This is a genomic window from Bacillus sp. AK25 (genome assembly GCF_048270685.1).
Classification (GTDB): Bacteria; Bacillota; Bacilli; order Bacillales; family Bacillaceae; genus Bacillus; species Bacillus altitudinis.
Genome location: NZ_JBLUWC010000001.1, coordinates 1428802 through 1451141, shown reverse-complemented (window position 1 = coordinate 1451141; position 22340 = coordinate 1428802). Strand labels below are relative to the sequence as shown.

General features: G+C 40.8%; 23 protein-coding genes. All 23 read right to left on the bottom strand.

Annotated features, from left to right (window positions below; genetic code table 11):
- Positions 1 to 26 precede the first annotated feature (26 nt).
- The gene (locus tag ACNO7B_RS07510) at positions 27 to 803 is read right to left on the bottom strand and encodes an RNA-binding protein (RefSeq protein WP_417901362.1); all 777 of its coding nucleotides are present in this window, start codon (positions 801 to 803) and stop codon (positions 27 to 29) included.
- Positions 804 to 857: 54 nt separating this feature from the next.
- Positions 858 to 1136: a YggT family protein gene (locus ACNO7B_RS07505; protein ID WP_374998360.1), complete on the bottom strand. Its 279-nt coding sequence runs from the start codon at positions 1134 to 1136 to the stop codon at positions 858 to 860.
- A gap of 9 nt (positions 1137 to 1145) precedes the next feature.
- Complete coding sequence (gene sepF, locus ACNO7B_RS07500; RefSeq protein WP_008344951.1) at positions 1146 to 1604, bottom strand: cell division protein SepF; 459 nt, start codon at positions 1602 to 1604, stop codon at positions 1146 to 1148.
- Between the two features lies 1 nt (position 1605).
- Positions 1606 to 2295, bottom strand: coding sequence for a YggS family pyridoxal phosphate-dependent enzyme (locus tag ACNO7B_RS07495; protein ID WP_026050091.1), 690 nt, complete (start codon positions 2293 to 2295; stop codon positions 1606 to 1608).
- Positions 2296 to 2301: 6 nt separating this feature from the next.
- Positions 2302 to 3165, bottom strand: a complete 864-nt coding sequence (gene pgeF, locus ACNO7B_RS07490) for a peptidoglycan editing factor PgeF (RefSeq protein ID WP_007499729.1) — start codon at positions 3163 to 3165, stop codon at positions 2302 to 2304.
- Positions 3166 to 3377: 212 nt separating this feature from the next.
- The gene (locus ACNO7B_RS07485) at positions 3378 to 3614 is read right to left on the bottom strand and encodes a YlmC/YmxH family sporulation protein (RefSeq protein ID WP_008344958.1); all 237 of its coding nucleotides are present in this window, start codon (positions 3612 to 3614) and stop codon (positions 3378 to 3380) included.
- 79 nt (positions 3615 to 3693) lie between these two features.
- Positions 3694 to 4470, bottom strand: a complete 777-nt coding sequence (locus ACNO7B_RS07480; RefSeq protein WP_017367201.1) for an ABC transporter ATP-binding protein — start codon at positions 4468 to 4470, stop codon at positions 3694 to 3696.
- Between the two features lie 128 nt (positions 4471 to 4598).
- Complete coding sequence (locus ACNO7B_RS07475; RefSeq protein ID WP_007499733.1) at positions 4599 to 4955, bottom strand: PTS glucitol/sorbitol transporter subunit IIA; 357 nt, start codon at positions 4953 to 4955, stop codon at positions 4599 to 4601.
- Between the two features lie 26 nt (positions 4956 to 4981).
- Positions 4982 to 5992, bottom strand: coding sequence for a PTS glucitol/sorbitol transporter subunit IIB (locus ACNO7B_RS07470; protein WP_024720315.1), 1011 nt, complete (start codon positions 5990 to 5992; stop codon positions 4982 to 4984).
- Between the two features lie 13 nt (positions 5993 to 6005).
- Positions 6006 to 6536 carry a PTS glucitol/sorbitol transporter subunit IIC gene (locus ACNO7B_RS07465; RefSeq protein WP_003210918.1) on the bottom strand — a complete coding sequence of 177 codons (531 nt, stop codon included), beginning with the start codon at positions 6534 to 6536 and terminating at the stop codon, positions 6006 to 6008.
- Positions 6537 to 6553: 17 nt separating this feature from the next.
- Complete coding sequence (locus ACNO7B_RS07460) at positions 6554 to 6985, bottom strand: transcriptional regulator GutM (protein WP_008354650.1); 432 nt, start codon at positions 6983 to 6985, stop codon at positions 6554 to 6556.
- A 12-nt stretch (positions 6986 to 6997) separates the two neighbouring features.
- The gene (locus ACNO7B_RS07455; protein ID WP_048002850.1) at positions 6998 to 8242 is read right to left on the bottom strand and encodes an NAD(P)H-dependent oxidoreductase; all 1245 of its coding nucleotides are present in this window, start codon (positions 8240 to 8242) and stop codon (positions 6998 to 7000) included.
- A gap of 243 nt (positions 8243 to 8485) precedes the next feature.
- Positions 8486 to 9424 carry a sugar-binding transcriptional regulator gene (locus tag ACNO7B_RS07450; RefSeq protein WP_335358289.1) on the bottom strand — a complete coding sequence of 313 codons (939 nt, stop codon included), beginning with the start codon at positions 9422 to 9424 and terminating at the stop codon, positions 8486 to 8488.
- Between the two features lie 150 nt (positions 9425 to 9574).
- Complete coding sequence (gene sigG / locus ACNO7B_RS07445) at positions 9575 to 10354, bottom strand: RNA polymerase sporulation sigma factor SigG (protein WP_003211879.1); 780 nt, start codon at positions 10352 to 10354, stop codon at positions 9575 to 9577.
- A 143-nt stretch (positions 10355 to 10497) separates the two neighbouring features.
- Positions 10498 to 11217: an RNA polymerase sporulation sigma factor SigE gene (sigE, locus tag ACNO7B_RS07440; RefSeq protein WP_007499746.1), complete on the bottom strand. Its 720-nt coding sequence runs from the start codon at positions 11215 to 11217 to the stop codon at positions 10498 to 10500.
- Between the two features lie 59 nt (positions 11218 to 11276).
- Complete coding sequence (spoIIGA, locus tag ACNO7B_RS07435; RefSeq protein WP_017367198.1) at positions 11277 to 12206, bottom strand: sigma-E processing peptidase SpoIIGA; 930 nt, start codon at positions 12204 to 12206, stop codon at positions 11277 to 11279.
- A 249-nt stretch (positions 12207 to 12455) separates the two neighbouring features.
- Positions 12456 to 16775 carry a S8 family serine peptidase gene (locus ACNO7B_RS07430; RefSeq protein ID WP_417901361.1) on the bottom strand — a complete coding sequence of 1440 codons (4320 nt, stop codon included), beginning with the start codon at positions 16773 to 16775 and terminating at the stop codon, positions 12456 to 12458.
- Between the two features lie 300 nt (positions 16776 to 17075).
- Positions 17076 to 18221 (bottom strand): cell division protein FtsZ, encoded by a 1146-nt coding sequence (gene ftsZ, locus ACNO7B_RS07425; RefSeq protein ID WP_007499752.1) that lies wholly within the window; start codon positions 18219 to 18221, stop codon positions 17076 to 17078.
- Between the two features lie 33 nt (positions 18222 to 18254).
- Positions 18255 to 19577 (bottom strand): cell division protein FtsA, encoded by a 1323-nt coding sequence (ftsA, locus tag ACNO7B_RS07420; protein WP_007499754.1) that lies wholly within the window; start codon positions 19575 to 19577, stop codon positions 18255 to 18257.
- A 159-nt stretch (positions 19578 to 19736) separates the two neighbouring features.
- Positions 19737 to 20105 (bottom strand): small basic family protein, encoded by a 369-nt coding sequence (locus ACNO7B_RS07415; protein WP_410684656.1) that lies wholly within the window; start codon positions 20103 to 20105, stop codon positions 19737 to 19739.
- Positions 20105 to 20830, bottom strand: a complete 726-nt coding sequence (locus ACNO7B_RS07410) for a DUF881 domain-containing protein (RefSeq protein ID WP_007499758.1) — start codon at positions 20828 to 20830, stop codon at positions 20105 to 20107. Before ACNO7B_RS07410 ends, ACNO7B_RS07415 begins: the two co-directional genes overlap by 1 nt.
- A 20-nt stretch (positions 20831 to 20850) precedes the next feature.
- Entirely contained in the window at positions 20851 to 21540 is a 690-nt protein-coding gene (locus ACNO7B_RS07405) for a DUF881 domain-containing protein (protein ID WP_410684657.1), read from the bottom strand.
- Positions 21537 to 22316 carry a cell division protein FtsQ/DivIB gene (locus ACNO7B_RS07400; protein WP_017359362.1) on the bottom strand — a complete coding sequence of 260 codons (780 nt, stop codon included), beginning with the start codon at positions 22314 to 22316 and terminating at the stop codon, positions 21537 to 21539. Before ACNO7B_RS07400 ends, ACNO7B_RS07405 begins: the two co-directional genes overlap by 4 nt.
- Positions 22317 to 22340: the final 24 nt, after the last annotated feature.

Below are 22340 nucleotides of genomic sequence, written 5' to 3'. Positions count from 1 at the left end.
TCTTGCCACCTCCAGATTCAAATTCGTTATGTCAGAAGCTCAAATGTTACTTTGAATTTATCTTTTTTCGTCTTCCCATCAATTGTTTTTAAGCTAAAGCGGCCAAATCCCCTGACAGAGATCTGATCACCTTCACCAATTGTAAAGGAAGGGTCTTCAGTGACTTTCCAGTTGACTTTGACAAGACCATTTTTGACCAAAAGCTGTGCTTTTTGCCGAGACTGACGGCTGACAGCAGCACATACAGCGTCAAGCCGCAGTGAAGAAATCGTATCTTCTTTGATATCGGTTTTGCTGATGACTGGCTGAAGATCTGCCTTGCTAATTTCCTCTAATGAAACAGATGCTCTGCCGACATGCGTCAGCTGAGCCCGAACAAAATCGGCAACATCGCTTGTACAAATAAATTGCACGTTGTCCTCTGAAAACAACAAATCACCGAATTTTTGACGCTTCAGGCCTGTCCCAATGAGCGAACCGAGAAGGTTGGGGTGTTCTATAGAAATAAACTTTTTCGCATAGTTCACCTGAAAATAAGTCAGTTCAAAATCCTGTATGGTCGGTGCTAAATAGTCAGGATAGATCAAAGCTCTTTTCCGCTCTGCTTCCTCATACCCGCCAAAAAACATGAGACCCAGTTCATCAGAATGCTGAATCACGGACTGGGTAATAAACTGCTCACGCGGATCAAGAAAGTCTGTTAATTTCATTCGATATTGATCGAGCGCGATGTTTTTCCAGCCTAATACTCGGTCGACAAATGGCTGTTCGTCTTTTCTAAAATGTTGATAAATATCGCTCATTTTGTTCCCCTTTTATGTAAAAGAGCCTGGCAGATGCCAAGCCCGGCAGCCTGTTTACATGAATCGTACAATCATATTATAAAGACCATGTAGTCCATACGATGATGCGAAACGAATCACAAGCAATGCCACAATCGGCGAGATGTCAATCATGCCAATTGGCGGAATAATTTTACGGAATGGTTCTAAATACGGTTCGCAAATGTTTGTCAAGAAGCGGCCAATCGATGTTTCTCTTGCAGATGGCACCCATGACATAAAGATGTAAATAATGATCGCGAATGAGTAAATCGTTAAGACCGTACCCAAAATATTAAAAATGAAATTTAGAATAACTATGATTTACCACCTCTGAGGTTCTTCCTCTGTCAATAGCTCTGATATTGTGCCAGATACATCCACATTATCAGGAGTGCAGAGGAATATATTCGAGCCAATACGCTGAATGTCTCCACCGATTGCATAAACCGTTCCGCTTAAGAAGTCGATGATTCGCTTTGCTTGATCGTGCTGAATGCGCTGCAAATTGACGACGACTGCACGCCGATTTTTAATATGGTCTGCAATCTCCTGAGCCTCTGCATAAACACGCGGCTCACTTAACACCACTTTAGAGGATTTTTGCACGCTTTGCAAGCTGACGACATTTTGTTTTCCTGCCTGAGGACGCTCTTGAAATGCCGCTTTATCTTTTGTGTGTTTTTCTTCTTGTGCTGGTTCTCTTTCTTCATCAATATATTCGTACTCATACTCTTCATCATCGAGTGTGAAGAAGCTTTTAAACTTATTTTTTATGCTCATGTCACGCACCTCCTGTTTCATTTCCAACAAGTGAAGAGCCAATCCGAACAAATGTCGCACCTTCTTCAATTGCGATTTCAAAATCGTTTGACATACCCATCGATAAATGCTGACAAGGTGCATTTACTTGGTTCAGTTGTTTTACCTCTTGTTGAAGGCTTTTTAATGTTTTAAAACAGTTTCGTATCACAGTATGATCATCTGTAAATGGAGCCATCGTCATGAGTCCAGCAATTTCAATATGTTTGAAATCAGCCAGCTGTTTGACAAATGGAATCACGTCTTCGCTTTGTAAGCCGTGTTTTGACTCCTCAAGTGATGTGTTCACCTGTACAAAACAGCGAACCGTGTGATCCGCTCTTTTTTCAATTTCATTCGCAAGGGACATTCTGTCGAGCGAATGTAAGTAATCAATGGTCTGAATGACAGATTTCACTTTTCGCGTCTGTAAACTGCCGATGAAGTGCCAGCTAATGTTTTCATCGGTTATGGCTGCCTGTTTTTCAAGTAACCCTTGGTCACGATTTTCACCAAAGTGCAAAATTCCGGCATCCTTTGCTTCTAATGCTCGTTCAATCGAGACATATTTTGTGACAGCGACAACCGATACATCGTCTGGATGTCTACCTGCTCTTTTACATGCTTCGTTGATTTGTTCATTTATTTGTCTGAGATTCTCTCGTACATTCAATTGCAGTTATGCCTCCTTAAACCCGACAAAAGACATCATACGTCCTGTTTTCCCTTGATCACGCCGATGTGAGAAGAAATGCTGCTCATTGCAACTTGTGCACATCGAACTGACATGTATGTTTTCTTCTTTTAATCCTGCATGAAGTAATACGTTTTTGTTTAGTGTTTTTAAGTCAATTTTGTATTGTCCTTGTGACATCTCGGAATACACATCCTCTGTTGAAAAAGGAAGCTGTTTCACTTGATCTATGACAACATCATCTACTATGTAGCAGCAGCTGCCAATGGATGGTCCAATGACGACTTGTATATGATCGGCATCAGCGCCTTCTTGGCGAACCCATGCATTAACCATGTTGGCGCCAATTTGTTTGACGGTTCCTTTCCAGCCGGCATGAGCCGTTCCAATCAGCCCAGATTGCGGCGCTAGAAAATAAAGCGGAACACAGTCAGCGAAACAAAGAGCGAGCATGATGTTTGGTTCAGAGGTGTATAAACCATCTGTTCTAGAGAGCGCCTCATCATACTGAAGACTTCCTCTTCCCTTTTGTTCCTTTGTGACTTTCATGATGCGATCCTCGTGTGTTTGGTCAGCAAACACCCAATTAGAGAGCGGCACAGCAGTAGCATCTGCAATGACTTGACGATTCATTTGGACACTAGAAGCATCATCTCCTACATGGAGTCCAGTGTTCATTGATTGATATGGAGAAAGACTAAAGCCTCCATTTTTTGTCGTAAAACCGGCCAATATCTCTTTTCCAGAACATGTCATGTTCGTCCAATCATGGATCAGCATTGCATAAGGTGATTTCTGCTGAAAGGGGTCATATTTGTCTATCAAAGCTGCCTCCCACCTTTCATTCATCTCTCTTTATATCGCTCCTATTTTACCACAAGACCTGCTAAGACAGTTAGTGGGATTCATTAAATATTACACTCAAATGTGCCCTTTCTACAGGTTTTTTTTCAAATTGATATGAAAACGTAATCTTTTTACCCGAAAAAGACATTGATTGCTGAGAATGGAGAGCTTATGTTAAGGATCATTGAATGATTCATTGAGGAGTTATACGAATTTTAAGAAGACAATCGGACAAGTATCACATCTTCGCCAATTTTTACTATATTTCGCCACGGGACAATCATTTCCTCTTCTTTTCCGAAAAATCCCATCATTTTACCTGTACCGCCAATGATAATCGCTTGTATTTTACCGCTCGTGACATTGATATCGATGTCTCCAATGGTACCTAATTTTTTTCCGCTCGACACATCGACAACATCTTTGATTTGGAATTCAGAAATACTGATCATCTGTCCTTCCCCGCCTTTCATTTTCTACTATAATATGTATGATGGAAAAGCAGGGAAGCAGACCAATAGTTTCTCTTATCTACAATTTACTTAAGTGAGGGCGGCCGTTTTGCCACATGACTTCGACTGGACATTCAAAAAAGGAAGAAAGCAAGTCACTTGTCATCATCTGCTTTGTCTCCCCTTTATGAAAAACAGTACCTTCTTTTAATAATAAGGTGTGCTGAAAAATCGGGAGAATCTCTTCTGCATGGTGGGTCGTATAGAGCAATGTGGGCGCATCTGGTTTTGATGCAATCAATGAGATCGTCTCCAGAACTTGTTCTCTTGCTAAAAAATCAAGACCTGTCACAGGTTCATCTAATATTAGAAGCTTCGGATCATTCATTAAAGCTCTTGCGATCAGCACTTTTTGTTTCTCCCCTTGCGAGAGGGTTTCATACGTGCGATTGGCATATTGAAATGAGCCAAATGTTTTTAATAAATCAATTGCCTTCTCTCTTATCTCATCTGTGGGTGTTTCATAAAGTCCGATGGAAGCAAATGCCCCGCTCAAAACAATTTCAAATGCATTGTCATCTCTGTGCAGCTTCTTTTCAAGACCAGCAGAGATGAGACCAATTTTCTTCCTTAGTTTTTCACCAAGCGCTTCCTTGCCAAACACATGGCCTAACACCGTCATCTCACCTGACGTTGGAAAATAATATGAGCAAAGCATATTTAATAAAGCCGTTTTCCCAGCACCATTTAAACCATAAAGCACCCAGTGTTCCTGGTCTTTCACCTGCCAGTCAATAGAACGAAGCAGCCATTTTCCATTTCGTTTTAAAGAAACATCCTTCAAGTCAAGCGACACGATCTTTTCCCCCTGAATAAAAATTCTGAATATACAAATAATAACGTCTACAGCATATCGCAAATGTTTCAATCAGTAAACCTAACGCAAAAAAGCTGCTCCCTAAAAGGAACAGCTTTTTTGCATGGTTACGAAATTTCAATTCGCACGCCTTCTTTAATATCAGGAAACGTATGCGGGGATGCAAAGACAGCTCCCGGTAATACATCATCAAACGGCTCTTGGAAGTAGATCGAAATATGGCCGAGTTCCTTAAAGTTGTCATTTGCTTTATTGCCTAAAGCAGTAATGGTATACGTTTGGTCGCCCACTTGAATCGTTCCGCCTAATTTCAGCGGCTCTTCTTCTAAGTGTTCAAACTCATGAATGACAGACATATCTCTTAATTCCTGCGGCGCTGCTGGTCCAAATAAAACAATCAGCTTATCTTCTTTAAACTGCGGGACTAAGATCCCAATTTCTTTTACGACAGATTGTGTTACCATGTATCTCGATTCCTCCTTTAATACGTTTAATACATACCGAAGCTGGCAACGTATGCGATCACAACAGATAGAACGCCTGTAATGAGACGGCTATACAAAACAGCTGGTACCCCATATTGTACCGTTTCCGGCTTCGCTTCACCAAGTGATAGCCCAACCGGGATAAAGTCACACCCTACTTGACCGTTGATCGCAAACAGTGCTGGAAGAGCAAATTGAGGCGGAATGTTTCCTAGTGCAATTTGACTACCAATCAGTACACCGATGACTTGTGCGATGACTGCCCCAGGTCCTAAGACAGGCGATAGGAACGGTAAGGTACAGACAACAACGAGCAGTAAGAGCCCCCATAAAGATCCTGCCAAAGGTGAAAGGAAATGGGCAATCAGATCACCGATTTTTGTATAATTGATAATTCCAATTAACATACTGACAAAGGCCATGAATGGAATAATGTTTTTAAGGAGCATATCAACAGAATCACGACCAGCTTGATAGAATGTGCCGGTTACTTTTCCGATTCCTCTTGAGAATCTCATGAGGAAATTCCCTTTTTCTTGACGTTCGATATTTTCCTCTTTCAATTTTGAATAGGTTTCTTTGAAATTCTCTTTGTCAATTGGGCCGCTGCTTTCTTGACCTTCTACATTTCCTTCACTATCAGATGCTTCCGCAAAGGAAATATCTTTTTCTGTGACACCTGATACGAAGATATCCTCTGTAATGTGTTTTGCAAGCGGTCCAGAAGGAGAGGATGCCAGCACATCGACAGTTGGAATGCGTTTCATTGGATAAAGCCCAATTCGCGCTGTTCCTCCGCAGTCAATGACAACACACATCATTTCATCTTCTGGTATAGAATTTTTAAAGCCATCACATGCTTCTGTCCCTGTCATTTCTGCAATTTTACGTGCAACTGGGTGAATGCCTCCTCCTGTAATGGAAACGACCTTTCTTCTTTTACCGGTTGGTTCAAGCTCTAATCCTTTTCCCCATCCGCCAGCACCTTTTGCAACAAATACTTTGTGGTTTGTCATGTCTAACCCTCCCCTATTGTGAATTCGCTTTCATTTTTCCTGCTAAGTACTTTGTGATCCATTCCGTAATGATTCCGCGAAGTAAAATGACAACGATCCCGACTAAGAAGTAACGAACAGCCAGCTCTGACATAGAGTATCCAGCTTCTTTAATCCCGTTCGCAATTCCTAAGTAGACAAACAGTTCTCCTGCGTTGGCATACGGGAACAGTGATGTTACCGGATGAACAAATGAAACAGCTGAATCATAGAATGCTGGTTTTTGTTTTTCAGGTAAGAAGCGGCCAAACGTATAAGCCATTGGGTTTGTCAAAATAAGAACGGATAAGATCGGCATTAACGTATAACGCAAAATGGTATATTTCGCTGCAAACTGAATCGCTCTATTCACTCGCTCTTCTCCAATAAACTTCATGACAGCATAAGTGAAAGTAAGTAACACAACAAGCGTTGGAACGATACCTGTAACAAGACCCATGAACTGCTTTCCGCCGGCTTCAAACATCCCGATAAAGTGCTCTCCAAACCATTGAATCCATTCCATGTTTCATCTCCCCTTTCTTAGTTCACATTTGTTATATTTTTTTTAGAAATTGAGACAAGCGCCTGCTCCGCTGCCATGGAGAGTGCTTGCATGACAGCTGGTCCCCTTTTGCGCTTTTTCAATGTTTGTTTCATCATGTGATGCTCATCAAGCACAGCCCCCACATGTTTCCCTTCATAGGAAGGCAGTTCCTTAAATTTAGACAAAATCGAGACGCCGCCCAGCACATGACACTTTTGAATGATGTATGATTCATCGACAATGATGAGCGCAATGGCTCCAGGACCAAATTTGCGCCGCTCCATTCCTGAAAACAAGTGATAGCCTTGTTTCCCTTTATAGTCGTCAATCAGTGAATCCATGCTCTTGCGGTAGTACTTGATTTGAATAAACGATAAACCATACTGCACAATCAGAATGATACAAAGTACGATTGCTAATTTTTCCATAGCCTCACGTCCTTATGATTGAAATAAGTGATCTTGTAATGAACGTAGCTTCCAGACCGTTGTGCTTGCATCAAGTTCTACATCATCATGAGATAGGAATTGCCCCAATTTGATATCTTTTTTCGCTACCACTTTTCCGCTGATTAAGCCAATTGGGATGTGGCCGTTCGATTTCATGTCTTGATGTGTTTCAAGTACACCTCTTACGGAGTATCCGCCAATACCATCAAGTGTTTCTCCTGCTTTAATATCTCTTTTCGCCACAGCGACAGTTTCTGATACTGGTACACCAATTGGATGGATTGAAGAATCATGTTGTAAGACTGCTTTTGCGATCGTCACTGGTGTTTCAAGACTTGCTAAGTGGAAAGGACGATACAGTGTGTAGTGAGGACCTTTTCCAACTTTTAAGTAGCGAAGTTCTTCATCTACTGGCTCAAGATCACTCTTGACGATGACAAAGACACCTGGTGCCAGTCCGTTTACATATTCAACGACTCCGAAGTTATCCAGTACGCCGCCTTGCTGTTTTTGATTTAATTTATCTGCTACATTTTCTAAATTCGCTTCTACTCCATGCATGCCGACTTTATCAGGCAAAAGTCCTGTTGCGTTACTTAATAGGTTCATTTCTGCCATCGTTTTTGTTCCGTCTTGGAATGCTGCCAGCATGTGGGCACTCATATGTTTACTATCTGCTTCAGCTTTACACGTATCTGGGTTTGCTTCTGGGAAGAATGGGTTGTTCTTACCTTTCCCAGCAACCAATACTTCAAGCCCCATTGTTTTTGCAAATTCATATAGTTCTAGCGTTGCTGCTGGTTCATCTCCAGCTGATCCAGAGTAAACAAGTCCTGCATTCGTGAATAATTTATGCATGACCAAGCCGATCGTAATATCGACTTCTACATTTAAAAGAACGAGATGTTTTTTTGAATTAAGCGCTTCCAAAGAAATGTTTGCTCCGACCTCTGGAACACCTGTTGCATCCACAACGACTTCCACAGAATCTGATTGAATCACTTCTCTGTAATCATTTGTGACGACCATTTGATGTGGTTTCGCATGTTGCTTGTAAAAATTCGCTGCTTTCTCAGCTGCACTAAGATGAATATCACAAACACCTGCGACAATCATACCTGGAATTTTAGAAATTTGTGAAATGAGTCCAAAGCCCATTTGGCCTGCCCCGATAATCCCAACTTTGATTGGATCTCCGCTGCGTTCTCGTGCTAACAATTGTTGATAAATTGACATCTAAATCATCCTTTCAGGTTTTCTTGCTTCACAATAGATTGCTAGAAAAATAATCTGAAACTTTTAACAAATGTTATAAAAATTAACAAAAATCTGTTTCTTGTAACATTTGTTATTTTATTTATCATTTGTTATGAACTTAGTTTATATGATGTGTCAACTTTGTGTCAAGATAAAATCGATAAAATTTTCAATCTTTTTGAGTCTAAAGACTCAAAAAAACTACCTAATCGGCTTAGGTAGTTACTTTAATAGGGCATCTCCGGTTTGTTCATCAGTAATTAACACATGAATTAATCCACCTTCTAACGCCGCCCTGATCGCTTCAATTTTTTCTTCTCCTCCAGCGACACCAATTACAAGCGGGATCTCTTTCAGTTTTTGAGGACTGATCCCCATCACCCGGTCGTTCCACGGATGCGGATACACTTCACCTGTATGATCAATAAAGTTATAACAAATGTCACCCGCGACATCTTTCGCTTGCAGGATATCTTCCTCACCACTTGTCATATAGGATTTCACCATCGTTGAATGTTGCGGAACACCGCCTATTCCTACGACCGCGATATTTGATGATTCTCCTAATTCAATGACTTTTTTGATCGACGGCTGTCTAATGAGTACATCTTTCGCTTCTTTCGTATCAAGCATGACAGGCACATGTAAAAACTCACATTTGGATTTGAGTGCTTCTGAGCATCTTCCAATAATATAGTTGGCATGAATATCAACATCTTCATTTCCGACGCCTCCGACTAGCGGAACAAATGTCACAGACGGAAAATGCTGAACAGACGTAAGCGCTTTCGTCATTTCATGCAAGGTTGTCCCTGATGAAAAACCGATGACTTGTCCATCCTTCATGACTTTTAATAAAAAGCCCGCAGCCGCAGCTCCTATTCGACTTTTTGTTGTTTCTTGACTGAGAGATTCCACACACACGACTTCTCGCAGCCCGTATTTTCGCTCTATTTTTCTTTCTAACGAACCATATTGTTGATTCACTTCATCATGAATAATGATTTCCACGATTCCTGCTTCACGTGCTTTTGCCAAATATTTCGATATGAGCGAACGGCTAACCCCAACAGCTTCTGCAATTTTAGATTGAGTGGCGCCTTCTTCATAGTACATATGCGCAACCTTAATGAGCAGCCTTCTTTCATCATGGAATGTCATAATAACCCTTCTTTCCGCTTCTCTATTCCCTCACAAATGATATTTCAAATAACATTTGTTAAAAACAGATTAAATGAAAAAAATAACAGAGTCAATACTACAGATGGGTTCTCTAAAAAGAATGAAAAAAGCCGCACATCAGCGGCGGCTTTAAAAAATATTTTTATTCATTTGTTTGATTGCTGCTTTTTCAAGCCTTGATACTTGTGCTTGAGAAATGCCGATTTCTTCTGCCACTTCCATTTGTGTTTTGCCTTGGAAGAAGCGTTTGCGAAGGATCATTTTTTCTCGATCATTCAATCTGCGCATTCCCTCTTTTAAGGCCAATTCTTCTACCCATTGTGTATCTTTGTTCCGTTCATCACTAATTTGATCCATCACATAAATCGGATCTCCTCCGTCATTATAAATCGGTTCAAACAAAGAAACAGGATCTTGAATGGCATCTAGGGCAAAAACAATTTCCTCATGAGGGACTTCTAACACTTTGGCAATGTCTTCTGCCGTTGGTTCCTTGCTTGTCTCACTAATCAGTCTCTCACGGACTTGAAGCGCCTTATAGGCAATATCTCTTAGTGAACGAGACACCCGTATGGGGTTGTTATCGCGCAAGTATCGACGGATTTCTCCTATGATCATAGGGACCGCATAAGTTGAAAATCTGACATTGTGGCTTAAATCAAAATTATCAATTGATTTCATTAATCCGATACAGCCTACTTGGAAGAGATCATCAACATACTCGCCTCTGTTGTTAAAACGCTGAATCACACTTAAAACCAACCGCAAATTGCCATTGACTAGCTTTTCTCTTGCTGTATCGTCACCTTCATCTTGCAACTGTCTGAATAATTTTCTCATCTCGTCGTTTTTCAGAACAGGCAGTTTGGAGGTGTCGACTCCGCAGATTTCCACTTTATTTCTGGACACTTTTTTCCCTCCCTACAGGAGCTGTTGTACAAAGTTCAGTATCTCCGTGGGATGGAAAAATATGCACGGTCTATGACGAGAATGATGTGAAAAAATGGTGATCCCTTTGACAGTACAGGGATAAAGCTTTCAAAAAATTTTTTTTAGACCATCTTATTAAATTCTTTTTGCAATCGTTTAATAATTCTTTTTTCGAGCCTTGAAATATAGGACTGAGAAATACCAAGCATGTCGGCAACATCTTTTTGTGTCTTTTCTTCACCACCAACTAAACCGAATCTCAGTTCCATGATCTGTTTTTCACGATCGTTTAATTGTTCTAACGCTTTTTTCAGTAATTTTTTATCGACATTTGCTTCAATATCGCGGGTGATAATATCATCATCTGTCCCAAGTACATCTGATAAAAGCAATTCATTGCCGTCCCAGTCGATGTTAAGCGGCTCATCAAACGATACTTCTGAACGGATTTTATTATTTCGGCGCAAATACATCAAAATCTCATTTTCAATACACCTAGACGCGTATGTGGCCAGTTTGATCTTTTTTTCTGGATTAAACGTATTTACTGCCTTGATGAGGCCTATCGTTCCGATACTAATCAAATCCTCAATGTTAATGCCTGTGTTTTCAAATTTTCTTGCGATATAAACGACCAATCGCAAGTTTCTTTCGATCAAAATGGCTCTTGCTGTTTGATCCCCTTTTGGTAATTTAACGAGCAATTCTTGTTCTTCATCCTTTGATAATGGCGGAGGCAGTGCCTCACTTCCACCAATATAATAAATCTCATCACTCTTTAGCCCTAGCTTCATGAGGAGTTTATACCAGTAGTAAGTGAGTTTAAATTTTAATTTTTTCATCTTCTTCTCCCTTCTAAATGTCCAGTTGACTTCGTAAGATAAAAGACATCACAAAAAAACTACGACACCCCTTGTATCATTTTTCCGTCTAACATCTCTGGATGAATGATGGATTGAAATTCCTGATCTGCTGATAATCCACTTAGACTCATCCCAACAAAACACTTCGCTGGCTGGATCATATGCGTTTTTGTATAAAGAACGACCGTATCTGGTTTAAAGCATAGTAGAAACCCGTGATCATGACCGACTGCGCGATACGGAACGAGTCTTAAACGATCAAGCAGCGGAAAATGGTCATCGAGCTTTTGCATCACTTCAACAGGATGAAACTGTTTCATTTTTTCTATAAATGGCTCTCCGAAAATAGATGTGAGCTGATCGAGCTGGACGATCATGACAGGTGTTTTCGTCAATGGATCATACAGCTGATTTCCAGAATCGACCAGACCATTTAAGCGGATCGTTTCTCCTTGAATGTGTATCTCCACAAGTACTTGTTCGTCATATTGTCTTTTTTTCGCACCAACCTCTCCTAATCGTTTCTTTGAAAACAGCCAAATGGCCGGAAAGCCAGTGAGAACAAAAAGCCAGCTAATGGGATCACCAAATCCATCATTTTGTGAAATAAGCAGTCCATCTTGAATGACTGTATTTGTCTGCAAAAACGAATGAACCCCGATCATGCCCCCTCCCATCAAAAATGTGACAAAGTAAAAAGCAAACAGGTTTTGAAAAAAGGAACGAAATCTTTGAAAGCCAAAGGTTCCAAGCACGATCAAGACAGAAAAAAGCAGTTTGCCTAAAGGGTGCGACACAATCATTGCAAATGGCGTAAAGAGCAAGAGAACAATGCTCGATCCAATGAGAGCTCCTAACATATATCGCCTTTTTTTCACTTGTCGTTTGAGAATAAATGCCGTGAGTAAGAGCAGCAATAGATCAAAACAAAAGTTTAACAGCCAAATGACATCTAAATAAATGACCACCTTCTGCTCCTTTCATCTGAAACAAAGAATCAAAAGCAGTACTTGCACTTGTTTGTACCAGTATAAAACAGTCATCGGATGGAAGTCTGTCAATTCTTGTAGGGGATGATAGAGAACTTTTGGTGGATTGTTATCGTTTTTGTCGACGTATGAAACAGAAAGAACATCAGAATGATTTGTTGGACAAGTGTCTCCTCTATCAATTGCACAAAAAAAGACACGCTCCGAAGAGTCGTGTCTTTTTCGCTATCATTCTTTCTCATTGATGGTGAGTGTTCCTTCTGCCTTCTGTCTTGTGACATTTCCATAATCATCTTTGACAATGACTTCAATCACTGCACCTTTTGCTTTTGCAATAGATGTCGCCGTCCAGTAGCCTTCATACGTTCCCGGTGCTACTTCACGAATCGGCAGTTCGGTTGTGTTTTGAAGTTTTGATCTAGCATTTGTCAGCGGCATATGAAGAACAAAGGTGGCATCTAGCTTTTCCCTGCTTTTAAATGAAATCTTAACCGATTCACCTGATGATAGATTCATATTGTCTTTTGGCGTTAATTCAGAAATGACAGGTGCATCATATTGTACATCGATGTCGACCTTTTTAGTCGTTTTGTTTCCAGCCGCATCTTTTGCTGTCACTTTGATTATATTTTTCCCGTTCTCAAGCAGCACCCTTGCAGAATATGCCCCATCCTTTACGGTCGCTTTTTTTCCATTAACTGTGACTTGATCTAGATAATCATCCGCTACTTTCCCTTCTACCGTGAGTGATTCTCTATTAGACTTGTCGCCTTTTTTCGGTGTATCAATGGTCAATGTCGGTGCTGTTTGATCGATGATCACCTTGACTGGCTTGGAATGTTTTGTTGTGCCTTTATCCGTTACAGTCGCCGCCGTGAAGACATGCTCTCCACTTGGAACAGATACATTTTCTTTGAAAGTACCCGACTCATCTGATTTGACGTTGGCCACCTCTTCATCATTCTGATAAATGGCCACATCGAGACCCGGAGAGGCCGTGCCTTCAATCGTCAATTCACCTTGATTTGTAATGGTTCCAGCCTTTGGAGAAGTGATTTCTGGTACATCTGCTTCATAGTTTACGAGCGCACGAATCATATAATTCCCCTCTTCTTTCGGAGAAGGAGAAAAAGCACCGCTCGTCAGCTGCCAGCTTCTTTCAGCATTAGGGCCATCTTCATCTGTGGCAAGTCCCGGAGATTCGGTATTCTTTTTTGTTTGAATATAAACAAGATAGAAATCGCCATCCACTGTAATGGCTTGATCTTCTAAATCTACTTTTGTCCATTCACCATTACGCAGCGCATTTGCTTTTAAAGGTCCTGCGATTTTCTCACCTGGTGCGCCACCCTTCCCAGAAGCATCATATACTTCTACAGCAAATTCATCGCCTCCAGGCGCTGGCCATTCTGATGTCCAAAACCGGAAAAGACCACCTGTGACTTGTGCTTGTTTCTTTCCTTTTTCTAATGAAAACTTCACAGCCCAGCCATTGCCAGGATCGTAGAAAGCACGTGCATTTTCAGCCGTTCCATCATCGTAGCCAATCTCTCCCGGAAAACCGATAAAAGGCTCAAGTTTCACTGACTTTTCAAGTGGCTTTTCCGTCACATCCGCTGTAAACGTATAGCCTTTAAACCCCTTTGCAAAAATTTTGACTGTATAGACACCACTTAATGCCTCTAGAGAAAATTCACCGGATTCATCTGTTTTCACCGGCTCAATTTTTGCGTCCTCCACAAGATAAACAGTTGCATTCTTCACCTTTTCACCAGTTGTTTCATTGACGACCGTGCCGGAGATCGTTCGTTTCTCTAGCGGCTGTAAGGAGAAATTCGCTTCTGCTGTTTCTTTTGATGCCACTTTGACTTTTTGGGACCGTGATTCAAAGCCGTAAGCTTCCGCTTTCACTGTCCATTCTCCTGCTCCTTGAGACAGCTGATATTTCCCTGTCGCTTCATCGGTGGAAGTTGATTTTCCGCTTTCTAGAACACTGATTTGCGCTCTCATTGGAAGAGCTTGAATAGACGGAGCATCATGACTGTTTTGCTTTTGAATGTGTACATGTTTATTTTTTACTTTAGCAGGCTTTGCCTTTTTTGGATCAACTGATTTCTTATTCTGGCTTGTGGATTTTTCTTTTTTGATTACACCTAGCTGGTTCTTGGCTTGTTGAGACAAAGCCTCATCTGTGATTTTCACATGATCTAAATAAAAGCCATCTTTTGTGACACTGCCATCTGTTCTTATCTGAAACAGGACTCTCACTTTTTGACCTTTATAAGCAGATAAATCAACTTCGCCTGCTGTCCACGCATTTGTTTTCCCCGTATAAGCTGTCGCTTGAACAGCGTCTTCACCCTCTGGCTGTACATAGACATGTACATAATCATAATTGGCTTCGAGATCATGCCAGTATTGATATTGCAGGTAGGAAGAACCTGAATCTGGTACAGCAATGAGCGGCATAGACAAATTGGCGTCCGTTTTATTTTCATAAGGACTGTCTAAATTGGTGGCATAGACATGTTCCCCGCTAAATGCTTGTTTTGGACCTGTGGACGGTTTTCCCCACTGCCACGGATCTTTTGTTCCACCACTGAACCATCCACTTGGCCATGCTTCAAAATCTTGTGAGTAGCCAATGGTGATGGATGTTTTAATTGGAAGTGTATAAGAATCTGATGCCGCTTCATTTTCTCCAAAATCTTTCACAATCCATCGGTACGTCACGTTTTCCCCCTCAAGTTCAGGGAGCTGCACCGTATAGGTTCCTTTTAAATGATTCCCATCCGTGCGGTTGGCTTTCAGCGTCTCCCATTCACCTTGATCTACTCGGTAAGTCAAAGAAACATTTGTCACTGCTATCCCATCTTCTGCAGTGATGGTCAATGGGGTCGGCGTTGCAGCAAAAATTTCATTCGGACCTTTATGTGAAAAAACAGGTGGTTCTGTATCTTCTCCCTCTTTTGTCACCTGACCTTCAATCGTACCGATGCCATTGGTTAAAGCCGTAATCGCCTCTCTTGCATCAACTAACCCTGCCCCATAGCCGTTGTTAGGGGATTCAGGAAATTGCTGATCTGTCAGTGGTTTCGCTGTCTCAATGAGAATTTGCTGAATTTCATCAACAGAAAGGTCTGATTGCACTTGGCGAAGAAGAAGAACAACAGCTGAGACATGCGGACCTGCCATCGATGTACCATTCCATCCATCCTCATATCCTTTTCCCGGGATCGAAGAACGAATGTTTACTCCCGGAGCAGCAATATCTGGTTTCATGACGCCATATGGAGAAGGACCCTGAAGGGAGAAAGACCCTAACTTGTTGTCCTGGTCTGTTGCGCCTGTAGCAAAGGCTTCTTGATAGTTAGCGGGATTTGCAATCGAACCCGCGCCGCCTGGATTGAATAAATCGGTATTACCAGCTGAAAATTCTGGAAAGATGTCTGCTGCTCTCCAAGCATTCACTACATCTTTATACCAATCATCAAGACCTGGCCCACCGCCCCACGAATTATTCACAACATCGGGTGCCTTTTCTGGGTGAGGATTTCCGTTTTGATCTTTCGGTGCTAAAACCCACTCACCGGCATCTAACAGATCAGCATCTGTACCGCCATCTTCTGAAAAAGCTTTCACTGCAATCCATTCTGCTCCCGGTGCGACCCCAATTTGATTCTTTCCATCTGGCTCCGAACCAACCATTGTGCCTGTCACATGGGTCCCGTGCTCCAAGTCATCATAAGGGACTTCAGAGCCTGTCGTGGCATCATACCAATTCAGTTCATGAGATGGTTCGTTCGGACGAGCAGGATCAAACCCGCGGTATTTTTCTTTTAGCGCAGGATGATCCCATTCGACACCTGTATCAATACTTGCCACAACGGTTCCGGTCCCGTCATAGCCTAAATCCCACGCTTCAGGTGCATGCACCTGAGCAATATTCCATTCGACTCCATCTACTGCTTTGATTTGTTTGTTTGGCTTAGCATGCTTCAAATCAACAGGACGATGAAGTTGACGTGTTTCATTCGGCAGCACTTGAGCTACTTCTGGAAAAGAAGCAACCTTTTCCATCACTTCTTTTGTTGCCGTCACAGCTAGACCATTCACAATATAGTAGGAATGAATATCTTTCACTTGCTTATTCTTTTTTTCCTTTTGTAAATACGCTAGGAGCGCTTGCTGCGTTTCATCAGATGTTGCTCTCAGCTCAGATACAACGGCTGATCTTTTTGTGTACTGCGTTTTAGCCGCAGTTAATTTTTGTTTTTTTGCTTTTGATACAGCTTCTTTTGCTACTTTTTGTACATTCGTTTGTTCCTTCATTTTGACTAAGAAGGTCACCTTATCTTCCTTTTGAAACTGCTTCTTTAATCTCGAAGAAATCTTGGCTTTTGTTGTCTTAGAGGAAACAGCTTCCTCCTGATATGAGGTAGAAGTCGATTTTGCTTGAACCATCCCAAAGCTTGTCATCGTTAAAATACCAATCACCAAAAGACTCATGAAACGATAGACGGCGGTTTTACGAAACTTCACTTTCAATAAAATCCCTCCTCCTCAAATGGTCAAACAGTGTGTATCCTGCCCCTCCCCCTTCTTTTTGATCATGACAAGATTCATGGTGTTCTCATTAATGTAGTCAAATAAAGTTCAACATTTTGTCGTTTTTTGTAAAGGGAATTAAAAATGATTCTTTTGACTTAAAAGACTCAAGCCAAAACACATACAATAGTTCCAAATAACACGCGAAAACAAGACTTTTATATCAATCAGACGCAGGATCTTCTCACCATGACGACATAAAAAAACCCCTTCCAAAGGAAGGGGTTGAATCGTGTTTGCTTATCGTTTGTTGCGGTTACGTAAGAACGTTGGGATATCCAATGTATCATCACTTGACTGTGTATTTTGTCTTGGTTGTGATGATGTTTGCTGATGTTCCTCACGTTTTACTTCACGCTTTTGTGGAATGGATTGATTTTGCTTTAATCCTTGTCCTAATGGATTTCTTTGAGGTTTTGTCACTTCCGGCTCTTGCTCAATAAAACCGGTTGCGATGACTGTGACCACAATTTCATCCTTCAAGTTATCATTAATGACAGATCCAAAGATCATGTTGACATCTTCATCAGAGGCTGATGCAACAATATCCGCTGCTTCTTGTACCTCATAAAGACTAAGGTTCGTACCACCAGTAATATTCATGATAACACCTTGTGCTCCATCAATCGCTGTTTCAAGAAGTGGTGAAGAAATGGCTTTTTTCGCTGCTTCAGCAGCACGGTTTTCGCCTGTTGCGACACCAATTCCCATAAGAGCTGAACCTTTGTTAGACATGATCGTTTTCACGTCAGCAAAGTCAAGGTTAATTAAACCTGGTGTTGCAATGAGATCTGAGATCCCTTGAACACCTTGTCTTAACACGTTATCTGCTGCACGGAATGCTTCAAGCATTGGCGTGTTTTTATCGACAATTTCAAGCAGGCGATCGTTTGGAATCACGATTAACGTATCAACTGCTTCTTTCATAGAAGCAATCCCTTCAACTGCTTGAAGCTGACGCTTTCTTCCTTCAAATGTGAAAGGACGAGTCACAACTCCAACTGTCAAGGCTCCAGAATCTTTTGCGATTTTCGCAATGACAGGTGCAGCACCCGTACCAGTTCCACCGCCCATACCGGCTGTCACAAAGACCATGTCAGCGCCTTTTAGGACTTCTTCAATTTGTTCTTTGCTTTCTTCAGCAGCTTTTTTACCGACTTCAGGATTCGCACCTGCTCCAAGCCCTCTTGTCAGCTTAGCACCGATTTGCATTTTTGTTTCTGCTTTTGATAAGTTTAACGCCTGTGCATCTGTATTCACTGCAATAAAATCGACACCCTGTACGTCATTTTCAATCATTCGGTTGACAGCATTATTTCCGCCGCCACCTACACCGATTACTTTAATTGATGCTAGGCCGTCTATATTTGTTTCAAACTCCAACATGCTGAATCCTCCTAATCCGTCGAAAATCTAGTTCTATTCCCAGAACATATTAAATAGTTTTTTCATTTTGCCCGGTTTTTTATTTGTCTCTTGTTGCGCTTTTTGTTTCACTTTCGGTCTTGGCTGAGCTTCTTTTACTTGTGGTGTAGAAGAAACCGGCTCCATGGACGCGCCTACTTCATGAAATGCTTCATCTGGCATTTGGAATCCAACCTGTCTGCCCTGAATCTTTGCATTGCGATAAGCAAAATGGATCAAGCCCACTCCTGTCATATATTGAGGTTCCCTGACCCCAATATAATTAGGACTTGCGATTCTTACATTATTTTGTAGGACCGTTTGTGCCAGAGAAAGGATACCTGGTATAGCTGCCTGTCCACCTGTTAGAACGAATCCGCCAGGCAAATCATGGACACCCATATTGCGTAATTCCTCTGCAACAAAAAGCAGAATCTCTTCCAATCGCGCTTCGATGATATTGGCTGCTTCAAGTTGTGTATACGTCTGTTTTTGGTCCGTACCGATGACGGAAACTTCAAATGTCTCCTCAGACGATGCCTCATCATAGAATGCATGCCCAAATTGCTTTTTGATTCGTTCAGCTTCTTCAGTGGAAGTTCTAAGTCCTATAGACAAATCTTTTGTAATGTTCTCTCCGCCCAATGGGATACTGTGAGTAGAATAGAGATGCCCGTTTTCAAATACGGATATCGTAGTAGAGCCGCCGCCAATATCGACAAGAGCTACCCCTAGATTTTTTTCATCTTTCGATAACGCTGCTGAACCCGATGCGAGTGGCTGCAAGCAAATATCCATAATTTCAATACCAGCCCGCTCTACACATCGGAGCCAGTTATGTAGAATCGTTTTAGAACCTGTGATTAACGATCCATCCACTTCTAGCCGTACACCTAGCATTTTTTTCGGATCTGTGATCTCATCTCTTCCGTCGACGATAAATTGTCTCGGAATGACGTCTACTACGAGATGTTCTTGCGGAATAGATACTACCTGTGCAGCATCCAAGACACGTCTCACATCTTCAGCATGTATTTCTTTATTTTCACTAGACACTGCGACAACGCCGCTCGTATTCTGAATATGAATGTGGTTTCCGTTAATTCCGACTATCGCCTTTTGTAAAGGAAAACCTACCATTCTCTCAGCCTGTTCAAATGCTTGTCTAATAGAATGAACTGTTTCATCTATATCAACAATCGATCCTTTTTTTAACCCCTCTGAAGGGACATTTCCAACACCTATAATGTTAAGCGAATCATCCGCCATTTCTCCGACGATGACTTTTATATTGGATGTACCGATGTCAAGGCTGACGTAAATTTCATTGTTGTTCATTCTATGGCACCTCCTCACATATCAATACTTTCTATTCTATTATTTGCTGAACAACAATACAATGAATGTGTTTTTACAAGTGTGTAACAAAACTTAAAAAATCAACATTTTTTATTAGGATTACTGAAAATATTCGTTACATCATATGTATATCCTTTTTTATGACACACTTTTTTTCTTTTTTTCTCTAGAAATTGTCCATTTTGTTAGTAGAATTCTTCGAATAACGGCGATATTTTGAAACAATCTAACACCGAATGCAAACATTCCGACTAAATACAAGTCTACACCAAGATGGACGCCCAGAAAAGCTAAACTTATTGCGAGTATAATATTAAAGAAGAAACCTGATACAAACACTAGTTCATCGTATGCCCCTTGCAGATGTGCTCTGATTCCACCAATCAATGTATCAAGCGCAGCAAGTACAGCGAGGGAAAGATAGTTAGAATACTCATTCGGTATCGTAAAATTCGTTAAGAAACCGATCGCAACTCCTATGATTAAACCAAGTACAGGAAGCCACATTAAGATTTTCCCTCCTTTACATCGTCAAGAGGCTTCAATTCATTTAATTGAATTGTACCGTCAAATGCTTTTAAATGAATTTTTTTCTTCGGCGGTCTAATACTCAAACTGAAATTTTCCTGAGCAAACAAATCGCCAATATCTGATACATTTAAACGGCTGTATAATTTATCGGCCTGCTCACTGACCATCTTAATCGTGACTGTATCACCATCTATGCTGTAACCATCCATTTTCGTCGTACCATTAATATCTCGGATAACACTGGTGTTAATCACCCGGTGTTCATTAATGGAAATATGTTTTGCCCCAAACATATTGGCTTCGTTGATTAATTTTTTCAGTAGGTCAGGTGGTATATTTTTGACTTCTTCTCCGGTAAGTTCCTTAGAAAAAAGCTGAGTAATTTCTATTTCAACTCCTTCACCCGTTACCTCTGTAAAACCAGCCTTTTCTTTCAAATCCTTCAACGTTTTTGTTAATTGTGCTTCTTTTGATTGATCTTCTTGGTTGCCATACTTTTTTAGCATTTCATCATATTTATCAATTTCTTTTAATAAATCCAGTTCTTTACTTTTAGATGCAGATAAATCCTCTCTTAATTCCCAAACGTCTCGAGTATCGCGAACTTTAGGCTTTTGTAGAGAGTTAAACTGGATGGAGACCATGATGCCAAATATGACCATCAGGACTGTCAAACTAAGTAATGGCTTCTTTTTCCTCAACACCACTCACCTTTTCACATTTAATCTTTGTTTCTTAGAAGAGGATTCATACGAATTTCCTTCTTTTCAATCGTCATGGAAATATGATCACTTGTCAGCTGATCAACCACCCCGCCTGCAATGTTTAATGCAGGAATTAAAACAGCTGGATCTCCAATAGCAGAAATGACAAATGGTGCTGGATGTTGAACACCATCAACCGTGACGACTGGACCGTTACAATGTATGTATGATTGGTGTGTGATTCTTTGTCCGTTTATAGCTACAGCAGATGCCCCTGATATAAATAGTTCGTTTATCACATGGAAAATGTGGCTCTCATGCACAATGTAATTATTGACATTTTGTCCACTCGGGATATAAGATGCATCTTCAAGAGATACTTTTACCCCTTTCCCTTTTACACCTATTTCTCCTGTAAACATTCTGTATTTCTCAACATCTTCCAAAACATTAAAATACTGCTCTTTTTCATTTTTCAAACCAAACTCTGTTTCTTGGACTTTTGATTGAAGACGATAAAGTTCTTTTTCAAGTTTTTGATTCGCCTTTTCTTGCTTTGTTAGCTGACTTTTCAAAGAATATTCTTTTTTCCATTGTTCTGTTCGATTGACATCTGCTCGATGCTGCTTCGTATATTGGTATGAAAAAGAAATCAGAAATCCAAGAACAAGCATTACAATTGAGAATATGACGGTTTTGCCTCTCAACGTTCATCTTCCTTTTTCTTAGATTTAAAAGCTTCAAAATACGTAGCTACTTCCATATGAATCGTACCTTTCTCAGAGGACGAAAGCTCTTTGACAATGGCAGGGTACGTCGTCATTTTATCTGCGAATGTTTTAATTGATGCAATAACGGTGTTTCCATCATTCATATAAAATTTAACGAGCCACTGGTTGGAGCTAGTCGGTACGTAATATACTTCTGAGATTAGTTCCTGAATAGAAGCCGGCAGTTGATTCAGAGCTCTCACTGTTTGCTTCAATTTCTCTTTATTGTCCCAATCGACAAAAATAGGTCCTGCGTGACTTGGCGTTACTTCATCTGGCAAAGCCGTCCCGTTTTCAAGAAGCTCATAATAAAAATGTCCCTTTTGCAGATACGCAATATTTGCATATTCTTTGACAGCAATACTGACCTTATTAGGGAAATGTTTTTTGATACTGACACTTTTAATCAATTTATTTTGCTTTATATGGTCTGCTGTCATATCTTTATTTAAATTCCAAAACTCTGTCTCGCCTTCTTTAATTTGCGAAAGTTTAACGAGCTGTTTTGTTGGTACATGTTCATTACCGGTAATGGTTAAAGAAGAAATTTTACTGATTGGTGTTTGCAAATAGACAATAATTAAAACCATGATAAAAAACAGCAAAATAAAAGAGATTAATCTCCGATTCGCTTTCTGCTTCCTTTGTTCTTTAATTTTAGGGATTCGCTCTTCTATATTGACGATCTTTTCATTTTCATGATCAGGCCGCATATATACTCTTCACCTCATTCAAAG